Source organism: Mycobacterium sp. 29Ha, from assembly GCF_032883055.1.
In the GTDB taxonomy this organism is placed as follows: domain Bacteria; phylum Actinomycetota; class Actinomycetes; order Mycobacteriales; family Mycobacteriaceae; genus Mycobacterium; species Mycobacterium gallinarum.
Map to the genome: position 1 here is coordinate 1 of NZ_JAMQTI010000004.1, position 22,670 is coordinate 22,670.

The window sequence follows — 22,670 nt, forward strand, 5'->3', positions numbered from 1 at the left end:
ACCGCGGCCTGAAATTCACACCCCGCGAGTCAACTGAACCCGGGGCAGTCCCGTCTCAGACTTGGTGGCAGCGACGTATTCTCTACCCTGGTTTTGCGATCGCCTATTGACACTGAGATGCCGAATATCAGTAGCAGCTCACTTTGCCCATCGACTCGGCCGGGGGCGACGGGTTCGATTCGCTGGAATATTGCAGCGCGGGCATTCCCAAGTATCGGGTGTTGGGGGGCATCCTCGCCTCGGCCGGCGGCACGCTCATCGGGAACGCGATGATGATGTCGCTGTAGTACAGCAAGTCCGATGGGCATCCAGACGATGCGCCCGCGGGCTGCGGATTCCAGGCTCGCAGTGTCACCTTGTTTGAAACACGGTAGCCCTCTGCACAGCTCGGCTCGCAGACGTTGAAAACAGCAATGCCACTGCCATCCGCACCGCCAGGTCCCCAAGCCGTCCACGTCAGGTCTTGTAGCGAGAGCCCTCCGCTCGCGCAGAAGAGAAGTTCTGCAGTCGTTGGCCGATCCATCGGCGGGTCGTTCGAGGTGAAGCAAGCCGTAAGCGCGTAACCGTTCTCCATCGTTGGCTGCGTGGACGTTGGCGGTATTGAGGCGGCCGACGTGGGCGGCGGCGCCGGTGGCCAGAACGGATCCGGAGGACCCGGGGTCGGACTCGTTCCCAATGTCGGGGATGCGAACAAGGTCGCCACAACAAGAGCGCGCCTGCCAACAGAATGATCGCCCCGGCCGCGATCGCGGGAATCAACCAACGCCTGTCCGTTTGGTGCCCAACCGGCGTCGATGTGCTCACGTCGCGACGTTGGGCCGGCGCGCGTTGAGTTGGCGCGTTGGCCCGTCGAGCCGTTGATTCGGGGAAGTTCCTGCCTTCCAGTGCGCGCGCGAAATCGACACATCGGACATACCGGTCCGCTGGCGACTTGGATAGCGCTTTCGACAGAGCTGGATCCAGGGCCGTTAGATCAGCGTGTGTATCGCCAAGTGCTGGTGCCGGCGAGTTCAGGTGCTTGCTGATCACGACAGCGGGATTCGAGTTCGGGAAAAGAGGCGTACCGGTCAACAGGTGATAGGCGGTGGCCGCTAACGCATACTGATCTGCGCGCCCGTCGATCTCCTCACCCATCAGCTGCTCGGGTGCGGCGTAGGCAACGGTGCCCACTGTCATGTTCGTAGTAGTCAGGCCGCTCACGTCGTCGATGTTTCTGGCGATGCCAAAATCGGCAAGCAGCACGCGCTGATCGCCATCCTCATCCTCAGTAAGCATGATGTTGCCCGGCTTCACGTCACGGTGAAGTAGCCCGCGCTTGTGCGCATAGTCGAGTGCGCTTGCCACGGCGGCGACAATTGGTATTACCTGATCAGCAGCCATTCCGGCGGGAAATTTGTCGGACAGCCGGAGACCTAAATCCTGCCCATCGACGAAGTCCATCGCGAGCCACAGCTGACCGTGGTGCTCGCCGCGATCGTGTACGCCCACGATATTCGGATGCCACAGCGTCGATGCAAGATCCGCCTCCCGGGTGAATCTTGACCGGTATTGCGAGTCGTTTGACCACTCCTTGGGCAGGAGTTTCAATGCATCGTGGCGCGGCAGTCTCGGGTGTTGAGCAAGGTAGACCTCACCCATGCCGCCGGAACCAAGCAGGCGGATAATTCGGTAGCCGGCGAAGTCCTCCCCTTTACTAAGCGGCATGCCGGGATCGTACGACCCGACCCCAAGCATCAGAGAGAGAGGGGATGCGTCCAATCGCTTGGTCTTCGCCTGCCGTGCTGACATCTGGTTAGCAGTCAAGACCAAAAGTCGACGTGCCCACAATTTGCCCACAGTCGTCCAGGATGGCCGGTGAATTCGCGTGATGTCTTGCAACGCATAATTGCTGGATATGGCGCGTTTGTCGGCCTGACCACCGGTGCAAGATAGGGTTCAAATCCCTCCGCCACCGCCATACTTTCCGGCCCTACCGCTGGTGGTCCAGCTCACCGGTTTGCATCGGGAGTTGTTGAACCGCTTTGGACACAACGATGGTGGGGGGCCGTCCAGCGCGGCGCTCGACGTGTACCGCATCTGAGCCGTTCAAGCTTCTTCAGATGCGGAAATATCGGACCTAACGGAGCCTAGACTTTTGGTCGTGGCGACTTCGGACAGTGGCAGCCGGATACCCCGGCAGCAACGGATCGATCCGACGGCGTTGGCAGCACTAGGGACAGCTGTCTTGGGTGCGATCGTGTGGTGGGTAGTCGGGGGTGGCCTTTGCTGCTGTTCGCCACGGTTTCGCTTACGTTGGGATTCGTCGCGCTGTTCCGGATCAAGCGAAGCGGCCGCACGGGCCGTCCGGCCGCGGTCGCCGGAATCGGTTTTGGACTCCTGTATTACGTCCTTATCCTGGTAGCTATCGTCCGGGACCTCCAGCCCCTATTCGAACCTGCGGCGCTGCACCCGTAGTTACATACGCCCGCTGCTTGTCAGCGTCCGTCCTGAAGATTCACCCACCGAGGAAGTCGTGTTTGCCACGACACTTTCCGGCAGCGAAAGCCGGGCAGTGCATACTTGAGTGGTCCAGCAGCGGGCCTGTCCGATTCGACCATTTTGGGAGCCCGCGCGTTGTCTGTCGCTGATCCGAACGGCGCTGCGCCCGAGGACTTTGTGCCGGTCGGTACGCCCGTCGATCTCGACAATTGCGCACGGGAACCGATCCATATCCCCGGCAGCGTTCAGCCGCGCGGCGTCCTGGCCGTCGTGCGTGAGTCCGACTTCGAGGTGCGCCAGGTCAGTGCCAACGCCGCGGAATTGCTCGGTCGCGCCGTGGACGACGTCGTCGGTCGGCACCTCTCGTCTCTGATCGGAACCGACCAGGCCGCGCGGGTCGAGCGGGCGGCGTCTGCCTCGGGCGATCTGCACCAACGCAACCCGATCGAGTCCGTGATCGACGTCGCCGGCGACAAACTCGCGTTCGACGTGATCTTGCACCGTGAGCTTGGTGGCGTGCTGCTGGTCGAAGTCGAGACCGCTTACGGTGAAAGGCCTTTCGCGTTCCCCAACACCTATCAGGCAGTCCGCGGCTCGGTCGACGAGCTCAACCGTGCCGCCACGCTGACCGAGCTCTATGACGCCACCGCGCGCGCGGTCCGCGAACTCACCGGCTTCGACCGCGTCATGGTGTACCGCTACGACGAGGACTACAACGGCGAGGTTGTCGCCGAAGCCAAACTCGACGAGCTGAACTCGTTCCTCGGACTGCATTACCCGTCCACCGACATTCCCTCACAGGCGCGTGCCCTCTACGAGAAGAACTGGCTACGGCTCATCGACGACGTCGGCTACACACCGGCACCGTTGGTGCCGACAGTCGATCCGGATCGGGGCGTGCCCACCGACCTGACGCATGCGACGCTACGCAGCGTCTCGCCGATCCACATCGAGTACCTGCAGAACATGGGCGTGCAGGCATCGATGTCGATCTCGCTGCTGCGGCACGGGCGGTTGTGGGGGCTGATCGCCTGCCACCACTACGCCGGTCCGCATCTACCGCCGTTCGGGTCCAGGGCCGCTGCCGAATTCCTCGGCTCCACCCTCTCGCTGCGACTGGTCGACCAGTTCGAAGACGAGCAATTGCACAGGCGGCTGGCTGCGCAGGCCGTCCTGGGCAAGCTCACCTCCGCCACCCTCGACGACGGGGAATCGCTGTCCGAGGTGCTGCTCGGAGCCCCGAACCTGCTCGATCTCGTGCCCGCCGACGGCGCCGTCGTCAACATCGGTGGCGACTATCGGATGCTGGGATCCGTTCCATCGCCGCACGCTGTGGCCGATGTCGTGGCATGGGCCCTGGACGCGGGCGACAACATCGCGAGCAGCGAGTCCCTGTCCCGGGAGCTGCCCGATCTCGATGTCGATTCGGCCGTGACCTCGGGCGCGCTGGTGATCAACCTGCCCGACGGGCAGTACGCGATCTGGTTCCGCGGTGAGGTCGTGCGATCGGTGGATTGGGGCGGCGACCCCCACAACAAGGCGATCGCGGTGGGCGAAGGTGACGACGTTCGTCTCAGCCCGCGCAAGTCGTTCGACCGCTGGCGCGAAATCGTGAAGAGATGCTGCGAACCGTGGCAGACGACCGAGGTGGACTCGGCCGAGTCGCTGCGGCGACACCTCGTCGAGGCGCTCTACCGCCGGACCCGGGGCGCACTGCGCGTCGCGGAAACCCTGCAGCGCAGCCTGTTGCCCACATCGATTCCGACGCTCGAAGGCTGGCAGTTGTCGGCGCACTATGAACCCGCCGTCGGAGGGCGCGTCGGCGGCGACTGGTACGACGCGTTCGAACTCCGCGACGGCCGGTTACTCGTGCTGATCGGGGACGTCGCAGGCCACGGCATGGCTGCGGCGGGGACCATGGCGCAGGTGCGAAACACCTTGCGCGCGTATCTGTTCACCGGCGCCGCGCCCGCCGAGGCGCTCAACCTGCTCAACGAGTTCTGCGTGCACATGGTGCCCCGCGCGTTCGTCACCGTGATCGTCGCGCGAGTCGATCTGGATTCCGGGGATGTCGAAGCCGCGTGCGCCGGTCATCTCATTCCGTTCCTGACACACCGCGACGGCGTTGCCGATCCGGCGCCGGTGTTGCTTTCCCCGCCGATCGGCGCGGTTGGCATGACGTACGAACCAAGCGCGTTCACCATCGAGGCCGGGCAGGGATTGGTGATGTTCTCCGACGGCCTCGTCGAACGCCGGAACGAGCCGATCGACGACGGTATCGCGCGGCTCGCCGAAACGCTCAGCCGCGCAATTGAATCGACGGCGACAGATATCGCAACGGCAATGGCGACGGCCGAAACCGACGACGATGTCACGATCGTCACCCTGCGCCGACCCTAGGCTGCTACGGTCCGACCGTGCATCGGGTAATTCAATGGGGAACCGGCACGGTGGGCAGCGAGATGATCGCCGCGATCCTCGACCACCGAGACGATCTCTCCCTCGTCGGCGCGCTGGTCTACTCCGATGAGAAGAATGGCGTCGACATCGGCACTCTCGTCGGCCGTGAACCGATCGGCGTGACCGCGACGACCGACGTCGACCAGATCCTCAGACTGGACGCCGACTGCGTGCTCTACACGCCGCGCACCGCGCACCTCGACGACGTCTGCCGGCTCCTCGAAACCGGGAAAAACGTTGTGACCACGGCATTTCTGTTCCACCCCGCGCGGATTGACGCTGCCGATCGCGACCGCGTCCGTGCCGCCTGCGAGAAGGGCGGCACGTCCGTGCACGGCAGCGGCATCAACCCGGGCAACCTCTCCGGTGTCCTGCCGCTGGCGCTTTCGGGTATGAGCCGAACGATCGAGAGGATCACCCTGCAGGAGCGCGCCGACTGGTCGGTGTACGAAAGCACCGGAATCACGTTCGACAACATGGCATTTGGTCAGCCGGTCGAGTCGATAAGCCCAACCGCGACCGACTTCCTGGCTTTCAACAGCTCGATCTTCACCGAGCAGGTCTGGTTTCTGGCCGACGCGCTGAACGCCGACATCGACGGTGTCTCGGCCACCGTGGAGGCCATTCCCGCCGCAGAGGATCACCAGATCTTCGACCACCTGCTGGCCGCCGGGACCACGGCCGGACAGCGCTGGAATTGGTCCGGTGACCGCGACGGCGAAACACTCATCGAGATCGAAACGCTGTGGACAGTGGGCGGCGAGTACCCCTCGCACTGGCCCAAACCCCAGCACGGCTGGACGTTGACCATCGAGGGCGACCCGTCGATGCGCACCCACTTCATGTCGCTGGCGAGCTTCACCCGCAACGCCACCATCGAAGAGCACGTACGGTCGGCCAGCGTCGCCACCGGCATGCAGGTCCTCAACGCGGTCACCGCCGTCTGCCAGGCGCCGCCCGGATTCGCCACCTCCGCGACGCTGCCGTTGATTCGCAGCCAAACGGGGTTCAGGCGGGGACCCCGGACTGTATAGCGTCTATTCTTTCCGATGTCACTAAAGAAGCGGTCACAGCGGCCACGGTGACGCGCGTGGGAAACGTGGTTGCCAGTGAGTTCGATATATAACCCTGTGAGGGGCACCGCCGCTGATCAGGCCGCCGATGAGCGGCCGTTCTCGGTGCTGCTCGTCGAGGACGACCGGGGTGACGCCATTCTGGTCGAGGAACTCATCGCCGATGCGGGCGCCGACATCAAGGTCGTGTGGGCGCCCTCGATCGAGGAAGCCGAGCGCCAACTGGCCGCATCCCGCCCGGACTGCATATTGCTGGACCTCAACCTCCCCGATGCGAACGGAATAAAGGCGCTGGATCAGGTCGCCAAACAAGACGCGACGATGCCCATCGTCGTGCTCACCGGCCTGAACGACGAACACTTCGGCGTCTCCGCCGTTGCCGCGGGAGCGCAGGACTACCTGGTCAAGGGCCGGGTTGAGCCCGACACGCTGCACCGCGCGCTGCTGTACGCGGTCGAACGTAAGCGCGCCGAGCTGACTGCGCACGAACTGCACGCCAGCGAGCTGCGCGCGACCGAGAACGCGCGCCTCGAACGCGGGCTGCTGCCGTCACCGTTGTTACTCGACGATCCGGGCGTAGACATCGTCGCGCGATACCGGCCGAGTAGGCAGTTCGCGCTTCTCGGTGGTGACTTCTACGACTTCGTCCAAACCCCCGATCGCACCGTGCACGTCATGGTCGGCGATGTGGCCGGGCACGGTCCCAACGAGGCCGCGCTCGGGGTCGCGCTGCGCATCGGCTGGCGCGCGCTGACATTCGCGGGATTGCGCGGCAACGAGCGGATGCGTCAGTTGGAGCGGATCCTGAGCACCGAGCGCCCCGGCACCAGTATTTTCGCGACGGTTCTCTCGGTGGCGATATCCCCCGACGATCTGAGCTTCAACGCGGTGTCCGCCGGCCACCCCGCCATGCTGTTGCACGGCCCGGATTCGGTGGAGTGGCTGGAGCCTTCGGTGGGTCCTGCGCTGGGCCTCAACGGATACGAGTGGCCGCTGAACATCATGGAACTGCCGCCGCGACACGGCCTCGTACTCCTCACCGATGGCTTGATCGAGGGCCGATCCGGACGGGGTACCGAACGCCTCATGGAGTCGGGTCTCCTGGAAGTGGCGCGGTCGTATGCACATCTGCCCGGCGCCCAATTCGTCGAAGCCTTGATCGACGATGTCGAGCGTCGCGCGCAGTCCGTCGGCGGTATCAGCGACGACATCGCCGTCGTGCGGGTCGAGCGGACGGCGACCGGATGAAGTGGCAGCCCACGGTCCAGGGCTGGCAGAACCTCGTGCTGGCCGTCATGGGCGCGGTCGTCCTCGCCGGCGCCGTCGCGGGTGCGCTGCTGGTGAATCGGACGGACGCCGTGTCGCAGGAGATCACCGGAGACATCGCTCCGATGCGGCTCGGCGCCTACAAGCTGCAGGCCGCACTACGTGACCAGGAGACGTCGTTGCGCGGGTATGCGATCTCCGCCAACCCCCAGTTCCTCGAGCCCTACGTTGCCGGGCAGAAAGCCGAAACGGCTGCGGCGCAACAGATCCGGGATGAAGCCGGGGATCGCAAGAAGGTGCTCGACGACCTGGACGCCATCGAGAGCGCAGCGGCGGCGTGGCGTACCGCCTATGCCGAACCGCTCATCGCCGACGTCAAGCCCGGTGTGCCGTCGGTGATGGACGGCGCGACGGTCGCCCGCGGCAAGACCTCGTTCGACAGCCTGCGCCAGCTTTTCGACACTCAGCTGCAACGGCTGCAACAAGAGCGTGAGGCCGCCGATGCCGAGCTTGCGGCCGTGAAAGGCTGGCGCAATGCCGTGCTGATCTCGGTCGTCGGGGCGGTGGTCGTCGCGGCCGTCCTGTCCGCGCTGGTGATCAGGAGGGCGGTCACCCGGCCTCTCGAAGCCTTGGCCGCTGCCTGTCGGAGGATCACCCAGGGCGACTTCTCCAGTCGGATCGTGCCGGAAGGCCCCAGGGACATTCGCGCCATCGCCGCCGACGTCGAGGACATGCGACAACGGATCGTCGAAGAGCTCGAAGCCGCCACCGAGGCACGAACCATGCTGGCCGAGCAGGCGCTCGAGCTGCAGCGGTCCAACGCCGAACTCGAGCAGTTCGCCTATGTCGCGTCGCACGACCTCCAGGAACCGCTGCGCAAGGTGGCGTCGTTCTGCCAGCTCATCGAAAAGCGCTACGGCGACAAACTCGACGAACGCGGAACGGAATACATCACGTTCGCCGTCGACGGCGCCAAGCGGATGCAGATCCTGATCAACGACCTGCTCACGTTCTCCCGGGTGGGCCGGCTCAATGCGGCGAGCGCCGACGTCGACCTCGGTGCCACGCTCGATGACGCGATCGCCAACCTCGACACCGCGATCGCCGAGTCCGGGGCCCAGGTCGTCCGCGAGGGGCAGCCACTGCCCCGGATCCTCGGCGATCCCACGCTGCTGACGATGGTGTGGCAGAACCTGATCGGCAATGCGGTGAAGTTCCGGCGTGATGGCGTCGCGCCACGCATCGTCGTCAATTGTGAGCGCAACGCCGACGATCCCGACGCCCCGTGGATGCTGACTGTGACCGACAACGGCATCGGCATCCCCGAAGAGTTCTCCGACAAGGTCTTCGTGATCTTCCAGCGCCTACACGGACGCGACGTCTACACCGGCACCGGTATCGGCCTCGCGCTGTGCAAGAAGATCATCGAACATCACGGCGGCACCATCTGGATCGACAACACCTTCGCCGGGGGAACCAGATTCCGCTTCACCATTCCCGTCGCGGCGGAAGACCGCGCCGCAGTCGATCTGGAAGGATCACGTACATGACATCCGAAGGCCGTGCTATCGACGTCCTGCTCATCGAGGACGATCCCGGAGATGAGCTGATCACTCGGGAAGCCTTCGAACACAACAAGATCAAAAACAATCTTCACGTCGCGCACGACGGCGAGGAAGGGCTGGACTTCTTGTATCGGCGTGGTGCCTACAAGGACGCACCCCGACCCGACCTGGTGCTGCTCGACCTGAACCTGCCCAAGTACGACGGCCGCCAACTGCTGGAGCAGATCAAGAACGATCCTGAACTCAGCCACATCCCGGTGGTGGTGTTGACGACGTCGTCGGCGGAGGAGGACATCCTGCGCAGCTACAAGCTGCACGCCAATGCCTACGTCACCAAGCCGGTTGACCTCGACGCGTTCATGACCGCGGTGCGCCAGATCGACGAGTTCTTCGTTCAGGTGGTCCGGCTGCCGCAGTTCTAGTCAGTTCTGTGCGGCGGGATCGAACGTCAGACGTACCGTCGTGCCGTCCGGCGACGCTTTGACGTCCATGCCTGCGCTCATCGCGCGCATGATCGGCAGCCCGTGCCCGCGAGTGCTCGGCTGGTTGGGTGGATTCTTCCAGGCTCCGTGATCGATGACGTCGATGACGATCTGGCCGTACTCGTGACTCGCATCGACGAGGATCGCCCCGGCGGCGACGTCGCGGTACGCGTGTTCGATGCAGTTGGTACAGGCCTCGTTGACCACCAGCACGATGTCCGCGATGCCGGCGGCGGAGATCCCGATCGGCTCCAGCCAGTCGGCCAGCCGACGACGGATCTCGGCCAGTTGCTCCGCGACTGCCGGCACTTCGATGCGGAGCGAACCAACCGGTCGCGAACACGCATCGATTGCCACGCGAGTCGTTGTACCCCGAATGGCCCAAGATCTCACGCACGCAACCGGTGCGTTATCGGGAAGTGACCTTTACTTGTAGAAGGTCCAGCTGTAGTCGGCGCTCCAGGCACCGCCCACGCAACTCAGCGGAACCCCGTCGGGTGACTGCGCGACGCCCGTCTGGTCCCCGCAGGGCAGCCGCAATGTGCGGACTCCGACCAGTGGCGGCGCCTCGATCCAGACCCTGCGCGAACTGCAGGCCAACGTGTTGCCCGAGGCGTCGAGGCCCCAGTTGTAGCGGGTGTTCTGGTTGCAGTGCTCGCCGGCGACTGCGGTACGGGTGAGGTACGGCACACAGTCCGCGCCATCGCAGTATCCGGGGGAGGCCGATGTGGTCGGCGCCATCACCATGGGGGCCGCCGCGAACCCACACGCCAGTGCAACTGCAGCCACGATCTTCATGAGCTTCAGCGTAGGTTTTCCTGCGTGCCGCGCGTAGGGTTTCCGTTCATGAAGCTGGTCTCGAAGCTCGCGGCTGCGTCGCTGGCAACCGCGGCAGCCACCGTCGCGCTCGCGCCGCCAGCCGGCGCAGACACCGTCGCGTACCTCGTCAACGTGCATGTGCGGCCCGGCTACAACTTCCCCAACGCCGACGCCGCAATCGGCTACGGAAACACCATCTGCGATCGGGTCGCGGGAAAGATGAGCTACGCACAGCTTGTCGACCAGGTGAAGGCCGACTTCCGCACGACCGACTATTACCAGGGCGCCTATCTGATCAACCAGGCGGTCAACGAGCTCTGCCCCGCGCAGATCTGGCAGCTGCGCCAGTCCGCCGCCGGCTATACCCTTCCGGCCTAGTCGTCCCGACACGAGCAACGGCGGCGCCCCGTTCGGGACGCCGCCGCTGAGCGCACTTGGTATGCCTCGACTACGGGCAGCTGACCTCCATCTCGAATGGCTTGTTCACCGGCTGCAACGGGTTGGCCATGTCGACACCGGTGGCGGTGCCGGAAATCTTGTAGGTGTTGCCGTCCTTCTCTACCTTGGCCTCTCCCTGGCCTGATCCGCTCTGGTAGCCCAGGGTCACGCCGTTGACGTTGCCCAGACCGACCGACTGCACCGTGGGCTCATCGCCCTCGCTGACCACCGCGGCAATTCCGGTGGCGGCGTCGCCGATCGCGATGTTCATGTTGCCGCCCATCGAGCTGCAGACGACCGTGCCCTGAACAGCCTGGTCCTTCCCGTCGATCGTGACGGTGGACTTACCCTCCGCTGAAGCAGCAGACGAGGTCTCGCCGGTCGTCTCGGACTTCTTGTCTTCCGATGAACACCCGGACAGACCCGCGACGAGGATGGCCATGCTGCCCAAGGCGACCACGAATCCACGCTTCACCACTGTTCTCCTTTATGTCGGCGCGACCCGTCAAGATCGGCGGATCATCTCGGCCAGTATGGTGCGCGGCACCCCCGCGGTCATCGGATTGAACGAAAACGTGGCGTGTTCGGAATGTGCCGCGTGGGGGCAGCTAACAAGACACTTTGAGCGAAAATGTGCCCGGCTTACGGAAGCTGGGGTTGTCGGTCTCGAAGCCGTCGGCGGTTCCGGAGATGTCGTAGGTACGCCCGGTCATCGTGACCTTCGCGGTGTCACCTAACCCGGCGTTGTAGCTCCCGGTGAAGCCGCCGAGGTCTCGGATAGCCACCGATTCGGCGGTGAGCTGGTCTTTATTGGAGATCATCGCGGTGACGCCGCTGGCGTCGTCGCCGGTTGTGATGGTGGTGAGTGTTCCGGTCGAGGAGCACTGCACCGCGTCTGTGGTGCCCGCATCCTCGCCGTTGACGGTTACCTGGGCCGTGCCTGCGACGAGCATGCCTGGCCCCGGTTGGAACTCCGGAGGGCCTGACGAGCAACCCGCCAGCGCGAGTGCGGCAGCTGCGGTAGTCAGCACGTGAGTCCTCACAGTGCAGAATCTACGGCGTGACCGCGCCGAATACTCCTCGTCCGAGAGACTCGTCGGCGCCGTTTTTCAGCGTCGACGCCGAACTGCCCGGCCGGGCCGGTCGCGCGGGTGTGATCCGAACTCCGCACGGAGACATTCACACTCCGGCCTTCATCCCCGTCGGAACCCAGGCGACTGTCAAGGCGGTGCTGCCCGAGACCATGAAGAGTCTTGGTGCACAAGCTATTTTGGCCAACGCCTACCATCTCTACCTGCAACCGGGGTCCGATATCGTCGCGGAGGCCGGCGGTCTCGGCGAATTCATGAACTGGCCGGGCCCCACATTCACCGACAGCGGTGGATTCCAGGTGCTGTCGCTGGGGGCGGGTTTCCGCAAGGTGCTGGCGATGGACACCGAGCGCGTCCAAGCCGACGACATCATCGCCGAAGGCAAGGAACGGCTCGCCAACGTCGACGACGACGGGGTGACGTTCCGATCGCATCTGGACGGGTCCACCCACCGCTTCACCCCCGAGGTCTCGATCCAGATCCAGCACCAGCTCGGGGCGGACATCATCTTCGCGTTCGACGAGCTGACGACGCTGGTGAACACCCGCGGCTATCAGGAGCGGTCGGTGCAGCGCACCCACGAGTGGGCGGTCCGGTGCGTGGTCGAACACCGTCGGCGCAGTGCTGCGAACCCGGATAGACCGCCGCAGGCGTTGTTCGGCGTCGTGCAGGGCGCTCAATATGAGGACCTGCGGCGTCAGGCGACGCGCGGGCTGACGCAGATCGTCGGCGACGACGGCATCGGCTTTGACGGCTACGGCATCGGCGGGGCGCTGGAGAAGCAGAACCTGGCCACCATCGTCGGCTGGGTCACCAGTGAGCTGCCCGACGACAAACCGCGACACCTGCTGGGCATCAGCGAGCCCGACGACTTGTTCGACGCCGTCGCCGCGGGCGCGGACACTTTCGACTGCGTGTCGCCGTCGCGGGTGGCGCGCAACGCCGCGGTGTACTCGAGTGGCGGGCGTTTCAACGTCACCAATGCGCGCTACCGTCGCGACTTCACGCCGATCGACACCGAATGCGACTGCTACACCTGCGCGAACTACACCCGGGCCTACCTGCATCACCTGTTCAAGGCCAAGGAGATCCTGTCCGCGACGCTGTGCACGATCCACAACGAGCGGTTTGTCGTCCGGATGGTCGACCAGATCCGCGCGGCGATCAGGGCGGGTGAGTTCGACGAGCTGCGCGCCGACGTCCTCGGCCGCTACTACTCGTCCACCTAATTGCGATTTCGGTGTAGCCGGTCGCGCTGAGCGCGACTCACGACACCGAAATCTAAGTGAGTTCGGCGATGACGGCCGCCGCTGCCCGCTCGCCGGCGTCGACCGCGCCTTCCATGTACGCACTCCAGTACGTCGCGGTATCGGTTGACGCCCAATGGATAGCGCCGATCGGCGTCGTGAGTGCCGGGCCGTAGGTGGTCCATACGTGCGGCCCGTGATTGGCGTTGTAGCAGCCGCGGGTCCACTGTCGCTCCGACCATTCACCGTCGACGTAGAACTCGGGTTTGGCTGCCCTGCTGCCGTAGTGGCGCACGAGTTCGGCGGTCAGCGCTTCGCGGCGTTCGTTCTCTGGCAGCCGACCGCACGTCCGGGCTTGATCGCCCTCGAGGAACAGCAGGATCACGCCGTGATCGTCGCCGGGGATACACGTGTCGTTGGACATGCGGGCCGGACCGAGATCGGAGATGAGCTGACCGTTGAATCCGTCCCTGCGCCAGAACGGTTCGTCGTAGATGAAGAATGCCTTCATCGCCGAGCCGTTGGGTAGCCGCTGCGTCAGCTGGTCCCGAATGCCGGACAGCGGCGGGTCGTACATGATGCGTCCGGCCAGCGTCGGCGAGATCGCGACGATCGCACGCCGGCCGCGGGCGACGACCCCGCCGCGGCAGTGCACGGTGACGCTGTCGGCGGTGTGCTCGATCAGCTGGACGGGCACGTCGAGCATGATGTGATCGGAGATCAGCGCCGCCAGCCGATTCGGGATCTCACTGGTGCCGCCGACGAAACGCGTCGTCTGCGCGCCGCCCTCGGATTCGGCGAACAACTCCGACGTCACACCACAGGTCTTGATGGTGAACAGCAGATGCAGGAAGGACACCTCGGCAGTGGGGACCGCAAGGATGCCGACGGTGCAGATCTCCAGCAGATTGCGAGCCACCGGTGAAAGGCCCTGCGCGTCATACCAAGCGCCGGCGGTGAAGGCGTCCCACTCCAGCGCCCGCGGCGCCGTCCAGGGCGCCTCGACTGGAACGTCCGCGGCCAGCACGTCGAGCCGTTTCAGTACCAGTGCGAGCTCCTGCAGCTCCGACTCGAAGCGGGAGTGAAACTCGTTCTCGCGCAACACCCCGGAGTCGACGAGCTCGTAGGACGTCTCGCCCTGGTCGTACTGCGGATACGTCTCGACGCCGAGTTCGGCCGCCAGCCGGAACATTCGTTCATGCGTGTCGCCGATCCATTGGGCGCCGAGTTCGACCGGCACCCCGGGCATCACCTCTTGAGTGAGGATCCGCCCACCGACCCGCTCGTCGGCCTCCAGGACCAGCGGCGCGAGTCCCGCCCCGAGCAGCTTTCGTGCCGCGATCATGCCGGAGAGTCCCGCTCCGACGACGATGACGTCCGCTTCCATGGTCGATGGCTGCACCATCGGCCAACCTTCTCATAGTGCTTCGCTTTGAGTTGAGATAGACGAAATCTGCTGCGGAATCCTTGCCTGTACCCCCACCACCGCGACGGACCGTGTTTGTACACCGACGCGCCGGAAATTGCCGTACAAAAGCGGTCGCTCGCGCAGCCCCGCTCACAGGAGCTCTGAACTAGAGCGGGTTCAGAATTCGGTCCAGGAACTGACGGGTGCGTTCTTCCTTCGGATTGCCGATGACCTCTGACGGCGGCCCCTTTTCGAGGATGACGCCGCCGTCGGTGAACAGCACCTGATCGGAAACCTGCCTGGCGAACTGGATTTCGTGGGTGACGATCACCAGAGTCCAGCCTTCGACGGCCAGGTCCTTGATCACCGACAGCACCTCGCCGACCAGCTCGGGGTCGAGGGCCGACGTCGGCTCGTCGAACAGCACGACCTTCGGCTTGAGCGCCAGGGCGCGCGCGATCCCGACCCGCTGCTGCTGTCCGCCGGACAACTGAAAGGGGTACTGGTCCTTCTTCTCGGCGAGCCCCACCTGATCGAGCAGCGCGACGGCCTCAGCCGCCGCCTCGTCCTTCGGCCGCTTCTGCACGACGATCGGGCCCTCGGTGACGTTCTGCAGCACCGTCTTGTGTGGAAATAGGTTGTGGGACTGGAACACAAAGCCACTCTGTGCCCGGTAGCGGCGCAGCTGATCCTTGGCCACCGGTTTGGAGAAGTCGATCTCGATCTCGCCGACGCGGATCACACCGGCGTCGGGGACGTCCAGCGCGTTGAGCGCCCGCAGTAGCGTCGTCTTCCCTGAGCCGGACGGGCCGATGATGGCCGTGACCGAGCCTTGGGCCACATCGAACGACACATCGGTGAGAACCTTGTTGTCTCCGAAGGCTTTCTGTACGCCTTCCGCCTTCACGCGGTATTCGGTCATCGTGCGACATACCTTTCCAGCCGGCGCTCATATCGGTTCTGGGCGAACGACAGCACCAGGCAGATGATCCAGTAGTACAACGCCGCCGTGCCGTACAGCGCGAAGAACTCGAAGGTCGGTGCGGCGACGTTCTGCGCGGTCCTGAACAGTTCGGTGACCAGGATCGTCGACGCCAACGACGTGTCCTTGACCAGTGAGATCAGGGTGTTCGACAGCGGCGGCACCGCAACCCGGGTGGCCTGTGGCAGGATGATCCGCCGAAGCGCGCCAACGTAATCGAGACCGATGGTCTCGGCGGCCTCCCACTGTCCCTTCGGAATGCTCAGGATCGCCGAACGGATGATCTCGGCGGCGTAACCGCCGACGTTCAGCGAGAACGCGATGACCGCCGCGAGGAACGGGTCGATCTTCACCCCGATCTGCGGCAGCGCATAGAACACGATGAACAGCTGGACGAGCAGCGGCGTGCCACGAATGATCGAGATGTAGAACCGCGCCAGTCCCGAGACGGCGACGTTGGACGACAGTCGCGCCAGCGCGACGACGAGTGCGATCGCCAGGCCGATCACGAAGCTGATGATCGTCAGCGGAATCGTTTTCTCGATCGCGGCCCGCGCCAGCGGCCAGAGGTTGTCGAGGATGAGCTGCCAGGTGCTCGTCGGCCCCGCCTTGGACAGATCGACGTCGAGGTACTTCTCCGAGATCTTGGTCAGGGTGCCGTCGGCGCGCAGCTCGTCGAGTGCGGTATTCAGCTCCGGCAGCAGCCCGCTGTCCTTGCGGGCCGCGAACGCCTGCTCGCCGCGCTCGTCGGGAATGGTGGTCACTTTGAGCGGTGCGTCGGGGTGTTCGGCCTGATAGGCGAGCACCGTGATGCTGTCGTTGATCACGGCGTCCACCCGGCCGTCGTTGAGCACGGTGATGGCTTCGGAGAATCCGTTGACGGAGACGACCTCCGCGCCGGCATTGCGCGCGATCTCGGCCCAATTGCTGGTGGGGTTCTGCGCGGACCGCTTGCCCTTCAGGTCTGCCACCGAGTTGATCGAATTGTCGTCCTTGCGGGTGACAATCACGCCCTGGGAGATCGAGTACGGCTCGGAGAGGTCGTACTTCTGCTTGCGTTCCTCGCTGATCGTGACCTCGTTGGCGACGATGTCGAAGCGGTCGGCCTCCAGGGCCGCGAACATGGCGTCCCACGGCGTTTCGACGAATTCGACCTCTACACCCAATCTTTCGGCGACCGCCCTCGCGACGTCGACGTCATAGCCGGCGAGTTGTCCGCCCTGTTTCGGGTCGTGGAACGAATACGGGGGATAAACACCTTCGGTGCCCACGCGTAGTACGCCCGCCGATTTGATGGGGTCGCTGCTATCGCTCCCCGACGAGCCGCATGCCGTCAGCAGCAGCGCCGCCAGTACGAGTACCGCGAGGAACGATCTTGATAGACGGTGCACTTCCGGACGTTAGCAACCGCGCGCCGGTCGACCAATAGTTCGGCTCAGGCTGAGGCGGGTGTGGTTGGCTAGCGCCATGCCCGAGGAGCTCAGCGCCGAGCAGGCCGCCGCGCGTATTCAGACCGCCGACACGTTGGGGATCCCACTGGGTCCCGGTCAGCCGCCCGCGTTCCTGCGCGCGCTCGGCGAACGTGACGACTGGACCGACCTGCGCGTCTACGGAGCGTTGATCGCGGTACTCACCGAACTGTTCTCGCGCAAGGGCGTTCGCCATCTGTCGGGATTCTTCGGCCCCCTCGAGCGCGCGCTGCGCGACGGCGGCGCCGACATCGCCTTCACTCCCGCGGACTTCCGGCGGTTCGGGCCACTGCTCGAACGCCAGCGCCCGCGCGTGATGACCACGGTAGCGGCGCCACCCGATGCCGACGGCTGGTGCTCGCTGTCACTGCACGCCGGCGGCACGATCGGCGAATTGCACCGCGCCGGAGCCGATTCCGACCGGCTACTCGTCGTCGAGGTGTCCAATGCCTACCCGCGCACGTTCGGGTTGGGTGACGAGCATCGGCACGCGCTGCACGTCGACGAGATCGACATCCTTGTGCACTCCACCGACGCGCCGCTCGCGCTGCCCGGCGGTGACGCGCCGCCCACCGAGGCGGACAAGGCGATCGCCCGCCACGCCGTCGAGTTCGTCCCGTCCGGCGCGACGCTGCAGACGGGCATCGGCTCGATTCCCAACCAGATCGCCACGCTGCTGGCCGAGGGCGACGGCGGCGACTACGGGCTGCACAGTGAGATGTTCACCGACGGCTGTATGCGTCTGCACCAGGCGGGAAAGATCTCCAACGCGCGCAAAGGCGTCTACAAGGGGGTGAGCGTGACGACGTTCGCGTTCGGCTCCGCTGAGCTCTACACCTGGCTGAACGAGAACTCCGACGTCGCGTTTCTGCCGGTCGAGATCGTCAACTCACCGGAGGTGATCTCCGCCAACACCCACATGGTCTCGGTCAATGGGGGGTTGGCCGTCGACATTCAAGGTCAGGTCGTCGCGGACACGATCAACGGCGACCAGTTCAGCGGTATCGGCGGCGCCGAGGACTTCGTGGCGGGTGTGGGGCTCGAGCTGTCGGACCGGTCGCTGATCTGCCTGCCGTCGACCTACGAGAAGGACGGAAACCTGCAGTCGCGGATCGTGCCGTGGTTCGGTCCCGGAGCGGTGATCACCACGCCGCGCCATCATGTCGACGTGATCATCACCGAGTACGGGGCGGCCGAGTTGGAGGGCAGGACGGTCGCGGAGCGCGGGGAGGCACTGGCCGCGATCGCACATCCGCAGTTCCGCGACGAGCTGCGTGCCGCCGCGAAGCGGGCGTCGAACGGCCGCTCACCGGTCGAGTGACGAGCGCGAACGTGGGTTACCCGCACACTTGAGGCACTCAAAGCGTGCGGGTAACCCACGTTCGGCGGCTACGGGCGGTAGATCCAGGGCTGGCGGGGCAGCTTCGACGGGTCGAACTGCGGCAGCATCTCCTCGACGGTGCTCGCTTGGTAGCCAAGGGAATCGGCGATCTGGGTGATGGCCCGTTCGGCGCCGATCTCGGCGAGCGTGATGGCGCCGTCGCGTTTGGCCAGCCGCGCGCCGTCGGAGTTCAGGACCAGGGCCACGTGCGCGTACGTCGGCTCCGGATACCCGAGCAGTGCGGCGAGGTACGCCTGACGCGGCGACGACGACAGCAGGTCGTCACCGCGCACCACCTGGTCGATGCCCTGCGCCGCGTCGTCCACCACGACGGCCAGGTTGTATGCCGCGACACCGTCGCCGCGGCGGACCACGAAGTCGTCGACGATTCCGGTGTAGTCGCCGTGCAGCAGGTCGTGCACGGTGTGCGTGACCGCCGGCGGTGCCGGCAAGCCAGCTCCCGTGTCGGTGCGCAGCCGCAGCGCGGGCGGCCGTCCCAGTCGCGCGCGTCTCTCGGAGCGTTCGGCGTCGGTGAGGTCGCGGCAGGTTCCCGGATATGCGCCCTGCGGTGCGTGCGGCGCGCGTGGCGCCTGAGCGATATCCTTTCGGCTGCAATAGCATTCGTAGAGCAATCCGCGGTCGAAGAGCACATCTATGGCGCCGTCGTAGCGAGCGGCGTGCTGGGTCTGCCACTCCGCAGGCTCATCCCAGGTGAGGCCGATGGCGGTCAGGTCGTCGAGTTGGCGGTTGGCGATATCGGTGAACGTGCGGTCGTCGAGATCATCGACGCGCATGAGGAATCGGCGTCCAGTCGAACGGGCGAACAACCACGCGAGCACCGCGGTGCGCAGGTTGCCGATGTGCAGATCGGCAGATGGGCTCGGGGCGAACCTGCCTGCGCTCACCCTCGCAATCTAGCTAGCCGCACTCCCATATCGGATCTTGACGCGGTCGACGTCGCACCCATAAGGCCATTGCCAGGTACGGAAGCATCAGCAGCGCGAATGCCCCCGGGTGGCCGCTGAGATCGACCAACGCGGCGTAGCTGCCGTAGACGGCGAGCGTCGCGACGTCGGTCGACATGCCCGCCAGCGAGGTGACGGTCGCCCTGGCCGGTCCGGCGATGCTGTTCTGCAGGCGGGCATCGGCGACGATGGTGGCGCATTGGAAGACGCCGAACGCGGCCGCGAGAGCGACCACGCCGAGTGGATGTTGCGTCAGGGCACCCGCGGCCATCAGAACCGCGCCCACACCGACGAGCGCCGCGAACGCCGTCGATCCCCAGCGCGCCACCCGTCCCGCGGCCAGACCGCCCGCCGATGCGCCCGCCCAGACGACCACCATCAGCAGCGAGACGTCGGCGGCCGAGACGCCGCCGCTCTCGATCAGCAACGGGGTGTACTCATCGAGCGCACCCCACACCGATCCGACGACCGCGACGAGGATCACCGCGGCGCGGACGGGAGCTGACCGCCTGGCTTCTCGCGTCCCAGCCGCCAACGTGTCCGCCCAGCTGAGCTCGGGCTCGTCGATCTTGCGAATCCGATACTCCGGGAACAATATCGCAACGACAGACGCCAGCACCGACGCGACGACGCTGGCCGCGCCGACCGCCGCGAAACCGCCGACCGAGATGATCGGTGCCGCGACTGCACCCGAACACGTCGCGGCCAGAACGCCGGCGACCTGTCCGCGTCCCATCAGGGTGGCGTATTCACCTGTCGCCTGCAGTCGCTGCAGTTCCTCGTAGACGAGTGCCTCCAACGCGCCGGACGTCAGCGCCGACTTGAGGCCCCAGAGCACGAAGCCGAGCGCGAACACCCAGTAGCCGGGAGCCGCCACCCACAACGTGAACGCGACGGCCGTCAGCAGCGGACCCGCGATCAACAGCCTGCGGCGTGAGGTCGCGTCCGCCCACGCGCCCGAGGGCACTTCGAGCGCGAGGCTGGACACCGACCAGATGACGAACAGCGACGAAATCTGCCATACCGACAGTCCGGTGTCGCTGAACAGCAGCGTGTACACCGGGTACAGCAGCACGAAATCGTCGAGAAACAGGTACGCGTACAAGACGCCGGCCAAGCGGCGGTGACGTCGTTGGCCCGCTAGCGGTCTAAATCAACATCGCCAGTTCATGCAACGAGACTAAGGGAGTGAACGCGACGGCGACACCGAATATCTCGCGTGGCGTCGGGATGAGTTCTGCCCTCCGGTGCAGTCTGATCTCCATGGGCAAACTCATCTATGGCTTCAACGTGTCGGTGGACGGGTACATCGCCGACGCGCAAGGCAACATCGACTGGTCCGATCCGAGCGACGAACTGCACCAGTACTGGAACGACTTCGAGCGGGAGACCGCCCTGTCGTTCTATGGGCGGCGGCTCTACGAACAGATGTCCGATTACTGGCCGAGCGCTGATGAGGACCCGGACGCCACCCCGCTGACCGTCGACTTCGCCCAGCTTTGGCGCGACCTGCCCAAGGTCGTGTTCTCGCGCACGTTGGAGTCCGTCGACTGGAACTCCCGGTTGGAACGTGGTGACCCGGTCGAGGTGGTGACGAAGCTGAAAGCCGAAACCGACGGCATCTTGGAGGTGGCCGGCGCGACGCTGGCCGCCCCGATCGTGCAGGCCGGACTGGTGGACGAGTACCGGATGGTGGTGGCGCCCACCGCCGTGGGCGGCGGCACCCCGTTCTTCCCGACTTTGCCGTCGTGGATCTCGCTGCGACTCGTGGAGAACCGCACCTTCCCGGGCGGCATTGTGCTGCTGCGATACGAGACCAAACACGACTGATCGACCACGCCGCAGCGGGACTCGTGACCTCTCGACTACACCTTCACGAGGCTGATCGGGTTCTGGCCGCTGGTCCAGTCAGGGTCGCCGCACACACCGGGCTTGGAGCGGAAGCTGATGGCGCCCACAAGGGTCGCGGGGTCGAACGAATACATCAGGTCCGCCGGACCGGTGCCGCCGTTGGGACAGACCCGGCCGTTCGGGACGTCAGTGCGCTCGATCGTCCACGGACCGCCGGCTATCCGGGTGATCTGCTCGAGCAGTCCGGTGGACGTCGAAATCGTCCCGCCGCAGGTCACCTCGGCGTTGCACTGCGTGGTGATGCTCCACGTGTTCGACGTCGGACCGTTGATGAAGGTGTACTCACCATCGAGCCGATCGTCGGCCGACGCGGGGCTGGCCATCCCGACCGCCGCCGCGATCATGGCGGTCGTCGCCGCCGTCATGCGGATCATCACTGTGCGAGCATCACACGAATCGGGCTTCTCGGTCACCGTTTCTCGGGCACCGGCAGCGGGGCGGGCGGGTATTCGGGCAGTTGCGCGGCGTCCCCACCGATGTTGGCCACCGCGGTCAACCGGGAAAGTGCTTTGCCGATCGGGCCAGCGACCACGCCGGCGCCCGCATGCAAAAGGCGAATGCCGTTGCGCGTACGTGGATTCGCCAGGCGCAGGGCGCCCTCCCGCACCTTCGGGGCGGTGCCGACGAACGGTCGCATCAGCGCCTGATACCGACCCAGCGCCGAGTTGATGTCGTCGGTGGCGGCGAGCTCACCGGCGAGGATATAGGCGCCGATGAGCGCCAAGCTGGTTCCGGCGCCGCCGAACGTGGCGTTGCAGAACGCGGCGTCTCCCAGCAGAGTGACCCTGCCGTTGCTCCACCTGGATGGCTGCACCCGGCCGACGGTCGAGAAGTACATCGGCGCACCGTCGTCAAGGGCATCGAGCACCCGCGGAGCGGCTCCTCCGACGTCGTCGAACGTGCGTCGCAGGATGATGAGCTGCGCGGCCCGGTCGAGGTCGTCGAAACCGCGAACGTCGGACATGAAGGACAGGATCGCGCGCGTGGTGCCCAGGTTGTCGGGCCGCAGGTGCACGGCGCGGTGACCGGTGGCGTGCTGCCAATTCCACCAGCGGTCGTCGTCGTCGGTGCGCGGGATGGTCGCGTACGCCAAGTACATCCCGAAGTTGGTGACATCGGCGGACGTGACGAACCGGCGGGATCGCGAGTGCAACCCCTCGGCGATGACGAGGACGTCGGCCTCCAGCGAGCCGCCGTCCTCGAGCGCGACCACGACGTGGTCGCCGTGGTCGCTGACGTCGGCGATGCGGGAGTCGAAGCGGTAATCGGTTCGATCGCGCGTGTGCTCGATGAAGATGCGCGACAACTCTCCGCGCAGTATCTCCAACTCGGCTGTGGGGCCGTCATTTCCGTTGGGAGAAACCGGGAATGACGCCGCTGCCGAACCGTCCGGCCTGACGAAGCGCGTGCCCACCTCGGTCGTGTTGGCTGCCCGGATCTCGGTGTCGAGGCCCATGCGGCGCACGACCTCGCGGGCGGCGCCCCGGATGTCGACGTTCTGCCCCTCGTCGCGCCGCTGCGGGAAGCGTTCGATGACGGTGGTACGCCAACCGTGGGCAGTGAGTTGATGGGCCAGAGCGGGTCCGGCGATGCCGGCGCCGGAGATGACCGCGTGCAAAGTCATGAGGTTCCTAT

23 protein-coding genes are annotated in these 22,670 nt (G+C 65.4%); 11 read left to right on the top strand and 12 right to left on the bottom strand.

Annotated elements, in window-relative coordinates; translation table 11 throughout:
• Window positions 1-143 precede the first annotated feature (143 nt).
• The gene (locus M1248_RS06255; protein WP_317147868.1) at window positions 144-287 is read left to right on the top strand and encodes a hypothetical protein; all 144 of its coding nucleotides are present in this window, start codon (window positions 144-146) and stop codon (window positions 285-287) included.
• 169 nt (window positions 288-456) lie between these two features.
• Here the strand turns inward: M1248_RS06255 and M1248_RS06260 are convergent, their stop codons facing one another.
• The gene (locus tag M1248_RS06260; protein WP_410506631.1) at window positions 457-1,704 is read right to left on the bottom strand and encodes a serine/threonine-protein kinase; all 1,248 of its coding nucleotides are present in this window, start codon (window positions 1,702-1,704) and stop codon (window positions 457-459) included.
• Window positions 1,705-2,241: 537 nt separating this feature from the next.
• Between M1248_RS06260 and M1248_RS33330 the strand changes: the two genes are divergently transcribed.
• The 6 genes from M1248_RS33330 to M1248_RS06285 all read left to right on the top strand — a co-directional run bounded on the left by M1248_RS33330 (window position 2,242) and on the right by M1248_RS06285 (window position 9,264).
• A complete protein-coding gene (locus M1248_RS33330) occupies window positions 2,242-2,454 on the top strand; it encodes a DUF4190 domain-containing protein (protein ID WP_410506632.1) in 213 nt (70 codons plus the stop codon).
• A 159-nt stretch (window positions 2,455-2,613) separates the two neighbouring features.
• Window positions 2,614-4,878 carry a SpoIIE family protein phosphatase gene (locus tag M1248_RS06265; protein WP_317147869.1) on the top strand — a complete coding sequence of 755 codons (2,265 nt, stop codon included), beginning with the start codon at window positions 2,614-2,616 and terminating at the stop codon, window positions 4,876-4,878.
• A gap of 17 nt (window positions 4,879-4,895) precedes the next feature.
• Window positions 4,896-5,972, top strand: a complete 1,077-nt coding sequence (locus tag M1248_RS06270) for a dihydrodipicolinate reductase (protein ID WP_317147870.1) — start codon at window positions 4,896-4,898, stop codon at window positions 5,970-5,972.
• A 144-nt stretch (window positions 5,973-6,116) separates the two neighbouring features.
• Window positions 6,117-7,259, top strand: coding sequence for a PP2C family protein-serine/threonine phosphatase (locus M1248_RS06275; protein WP_163737887.1), 1,143 nt, complete (start codon window positions 6,117-6,119; stop codon window positions 7,257-7,259).
• Entirely contained in the window at window positions 7,256-8,827 is a 1,572-nt protein-coding gene (locus tag M1248_RS06280; RefSeq protein ID WP_317147871.1) for a sensor histidine kinase, read from the top strand. The genes M1248_RS06275 and M1248_RS06280 overlap by 4 nt, the downstream gene beginning before the upstream one ends.
• Window positions 8,824-9,264, top strand: a complete 441-nt coding sequence (locus M1248_RS06285) for a response regulator (RefSeq protein WP_317147872.1) — start codon at window positions 8,824-8,826, stop codon at window positions 9,262-9,264. The genes M1248_RS06280 and M1248_RS06285 overlap by 4 nt, the downstream gene beginning before the upstream one ends.
• Here the strand turns inward: M1248_RS06285 and M1248_RS06290 are convergent, their stop codons facing one another.
• Both M1248_RS06290 and M1248_RS06295 read right to left on the bottom strand, forming a co-directional pair.
• Window positions 9,265-9,681, bottom strand: a complete 417-nt coding sequence (locus M1248_RS06290) for an ATP-binding protein (protein ID WP_317147873.1) — start codon at window positions 9,679-9,681, stop codon at window positions 9,265-9,267. It abuts the gene before it with no gap.
• Window positions 9,682-9,750: 69 nt separating this feature from the next.
• Window positions 9,751-10,122 carry a hypothetical protein gene (locus tag M1248_RS06295; RefSeq protein ID WP_174262122.1) on the bottom strand — a complete coding sequence of 124 codons (372 nt, stop codon included), beginning with the start codon at window positions 10,120-10,122 and terminating at the stop codon, window positions 9,751-9,753.
• 48 nt (window positions 10,123-10,170) lie between these two features.
• On the opposite strand from M1248_RS06295, the gene M1248_RS06300 reads away from it, so the two are divergent.
• Window positions 10,171-10,521 carry a DUF732 domain-containing protein gene (locus M1248_RS06300; protein ID WP_317147874.1) on the top strand — a complete coding sequence of 117 codons (351 nt, stop codon included), beginning with the start codon at window positions 10,171-10,173 and terminating at the stop codon, window positions 10,519-10,521.
• Window positions 10,522-10,591: 70 nt separating this feature from the next.
• Here the strand turns inward: M1248_RS06300 and M1248_RS06305 are convergent, their stop codons facing one another.
• Both M1248_RS06305 and M1248_RS06310 read right to left on the bottom strand, forming a co-directional pair.
• On the bottom strand, window positions 10,592-11,056 hold the full coding sequence (locus M1248_RS06305; protein ID WP_163732015.1) for a lipoprotein LpqH: 465 nt from the start codon (window positions 11,054-11,056) through the stop codon (window positions 10,592-10,594).
• Window positions 11,057-11,189: 133 nt separating this feature from the next.
• Window positions 11,190-11,624 (bottom strand): lipoprotein LpqH, encoded by a 435-nt coding sequence (locus M1248_RS06310; RefSeq protein WP_317147875.1) that lies wholly within the window; start codon window positions 11,622-11,624, stop codon window positions 11,190-11,192.
• 17 nt (window positions 11,625-11,641) lie between these two features.
• Here M1248_RS06310 and tgt point away from each other — a divergent pair, with 17 nt between their 5' ends.
• Window positions 11,642-12,901, top strand: coding sequence for a tRNA guanosine(34) transglycosylase Tgt (gene tgt / locus M1248_RS06315; RefSeq protein ID WP_317147876.1), 1,260 nt, complete (start codon window positions 11,642-11,644; stop codon window positions 12,899-12,901).
• A gap of 52 nt (window positions 12,902-12,953) precedes the next feature.
• Here the strand turns inward: tgt and M1248_RS06320 are convergent, their stop codons facing one another.
• The 3 genes from M1248_RS06320 to M1248_RS06330 all read right to left on the bottom strand — a co-directional run bounded on the left by M1248_RS06320 (window position 12,954) and on the right by M1248_RS06330 (window position 16,700).
• The gene (locus tag M1248_RS06320; protein WP_317147877.1) at window positions 12,954-14,324 is read right to left on the bottom strand and encodes a flavin monoamine oxidase family protein; all 1,371 of its coding nucleotides are present in this window, start codon (window positions 14,322-14,324) and stop codon (window positions 12,954-12,956) included.
• A 169-nt stretch (window positions 14,325-14,493) separates the two neighbouring features.
• Entirely contained in the window at window positions 14,494-15,249 is a 756-nt protein-coding gene (locus M1248_RS06325) for an amino acid ABC transporter ATP-binding protein (protein ID WP_317147878.1), read from the bottom strand.
• On the bottom strand, window positions 15,246-16,700 hold the full coding sequence (locus tag M1248_RS06330; RefSeq protein WP_317147879.1) for an ABC transporter permease subunit: 1,455 nt from the start codon (window positions 16,698-16,700) through the stop codon (window positions 15,246-15,248). The genes M1248_RS06325 and M1248_RS06330 overlap by 4 nt, the downstream gene beginning before the upstream one ends.
• 76 nt (window positions 16,701-16,776) lie before the next feature.
• On the opposite strand from M1248_RS06330, the gene M1248_RS06335 reads away from it, so the two are divergent.
• The gene (locus tag M1248_RS06335) at window positions 16,777-18,099 is read left to right on the top strand and encodes an acetyl-CoA hydrolase/transferase family protein (protein ID WP_317147880.1); all 1,323 of its coding nucleotides are present in this window, start codon (window positions 16,777-16,779) and stop codon (window positions 18,097-18,099) included.
• A gap of 68 nt (window positions 18,100-18,167) precedes the next feature.
• On the opposite strand, the gene gluQRS is transcribed toward M1248_RS06335, so the two are convergent.
• Both gluQRS and M1248_RS06345 read right to left on the bottom strand, forming a co-directional pair.
• On the bottom strand, window positions 18,168-19,064 hold the full coding sequence (gene gluQRS / locus M1248_RS06340; RefSeq protein ID WP_317147881.1) for a tRNA glutamyl-Q(34) synthetase GluQRS: 897 nt from the start codon (window positions 19,062-19,064) through the stop codon (window positions 18,168-18,170).
• Between the two features lie 13 nt (window positions 19,065-19,077).
• Window positions 19,078-20,241, bottom strand: coding sequence for an MFS transporter (locus M1248_RS06345; RefSeq protein ID WP_174262121.1), 1,164 nt, complete (start codon window positions 20,239-20,241; stop codon window positions 19,078-19,080).
• Window positions 20,242-20,387: 146 nt separating this feature from the next.
• On the opposite strand from M1248_RS06345, the gene M1248_RS06350 reads away from it, so the two are divergent.
• Window positions 20,388-20,954 carry a dihydrofolate reductase family protein gene (locus tag M1248_RS06350; RefSeq protein ID WP_163731994.1) on the top strand — a complete coding sequence of 189 codons (567 nt, stop codon included), beginning with the start codon at window positions 20,388-20,390 and terminating at the stop codon, window positions 20,952-20,954.
• A 35-nt stretch (window positions 20,955-20,989) separates the two neighbouring features.
• On the opposite strand, the gene M1248_RS06355 is transcribed toward M1248_RS06350, so the two are convergent.
• Both M1248_RS06355 and M1248_RS06360 read right to left on the bottom strand, forming a co-directional pair.
• Window positions 20,990-21,400 carry a hypothetical protein gene (locus tag M1248_RS06355; protein ID WP_317147882.1) on the bottom strand — a complete coding sequence of 137 codons (411 nt, stop codon included), beginning with the start codon at window positions 21,398-21,400 and terminating at the stop codon, window positions 20,990-20,992.
• A gap of 44 nt (window positions 21,401-21,444) precedes the next feature.
• Window positions 21,445-22,659: an FAD-dependent monooxygenase gene (locus tag M1248_RS06360; protein WP_163731991.1), complete on the bottom strand. Its 1,215-nt coding sequence runs from the start codon at window positions 22,657-22,659 to the stop codon at window positions 21,445-21,447.
• Window positions 22,660-22,670 lie beyond the last annotated feature (11 nt).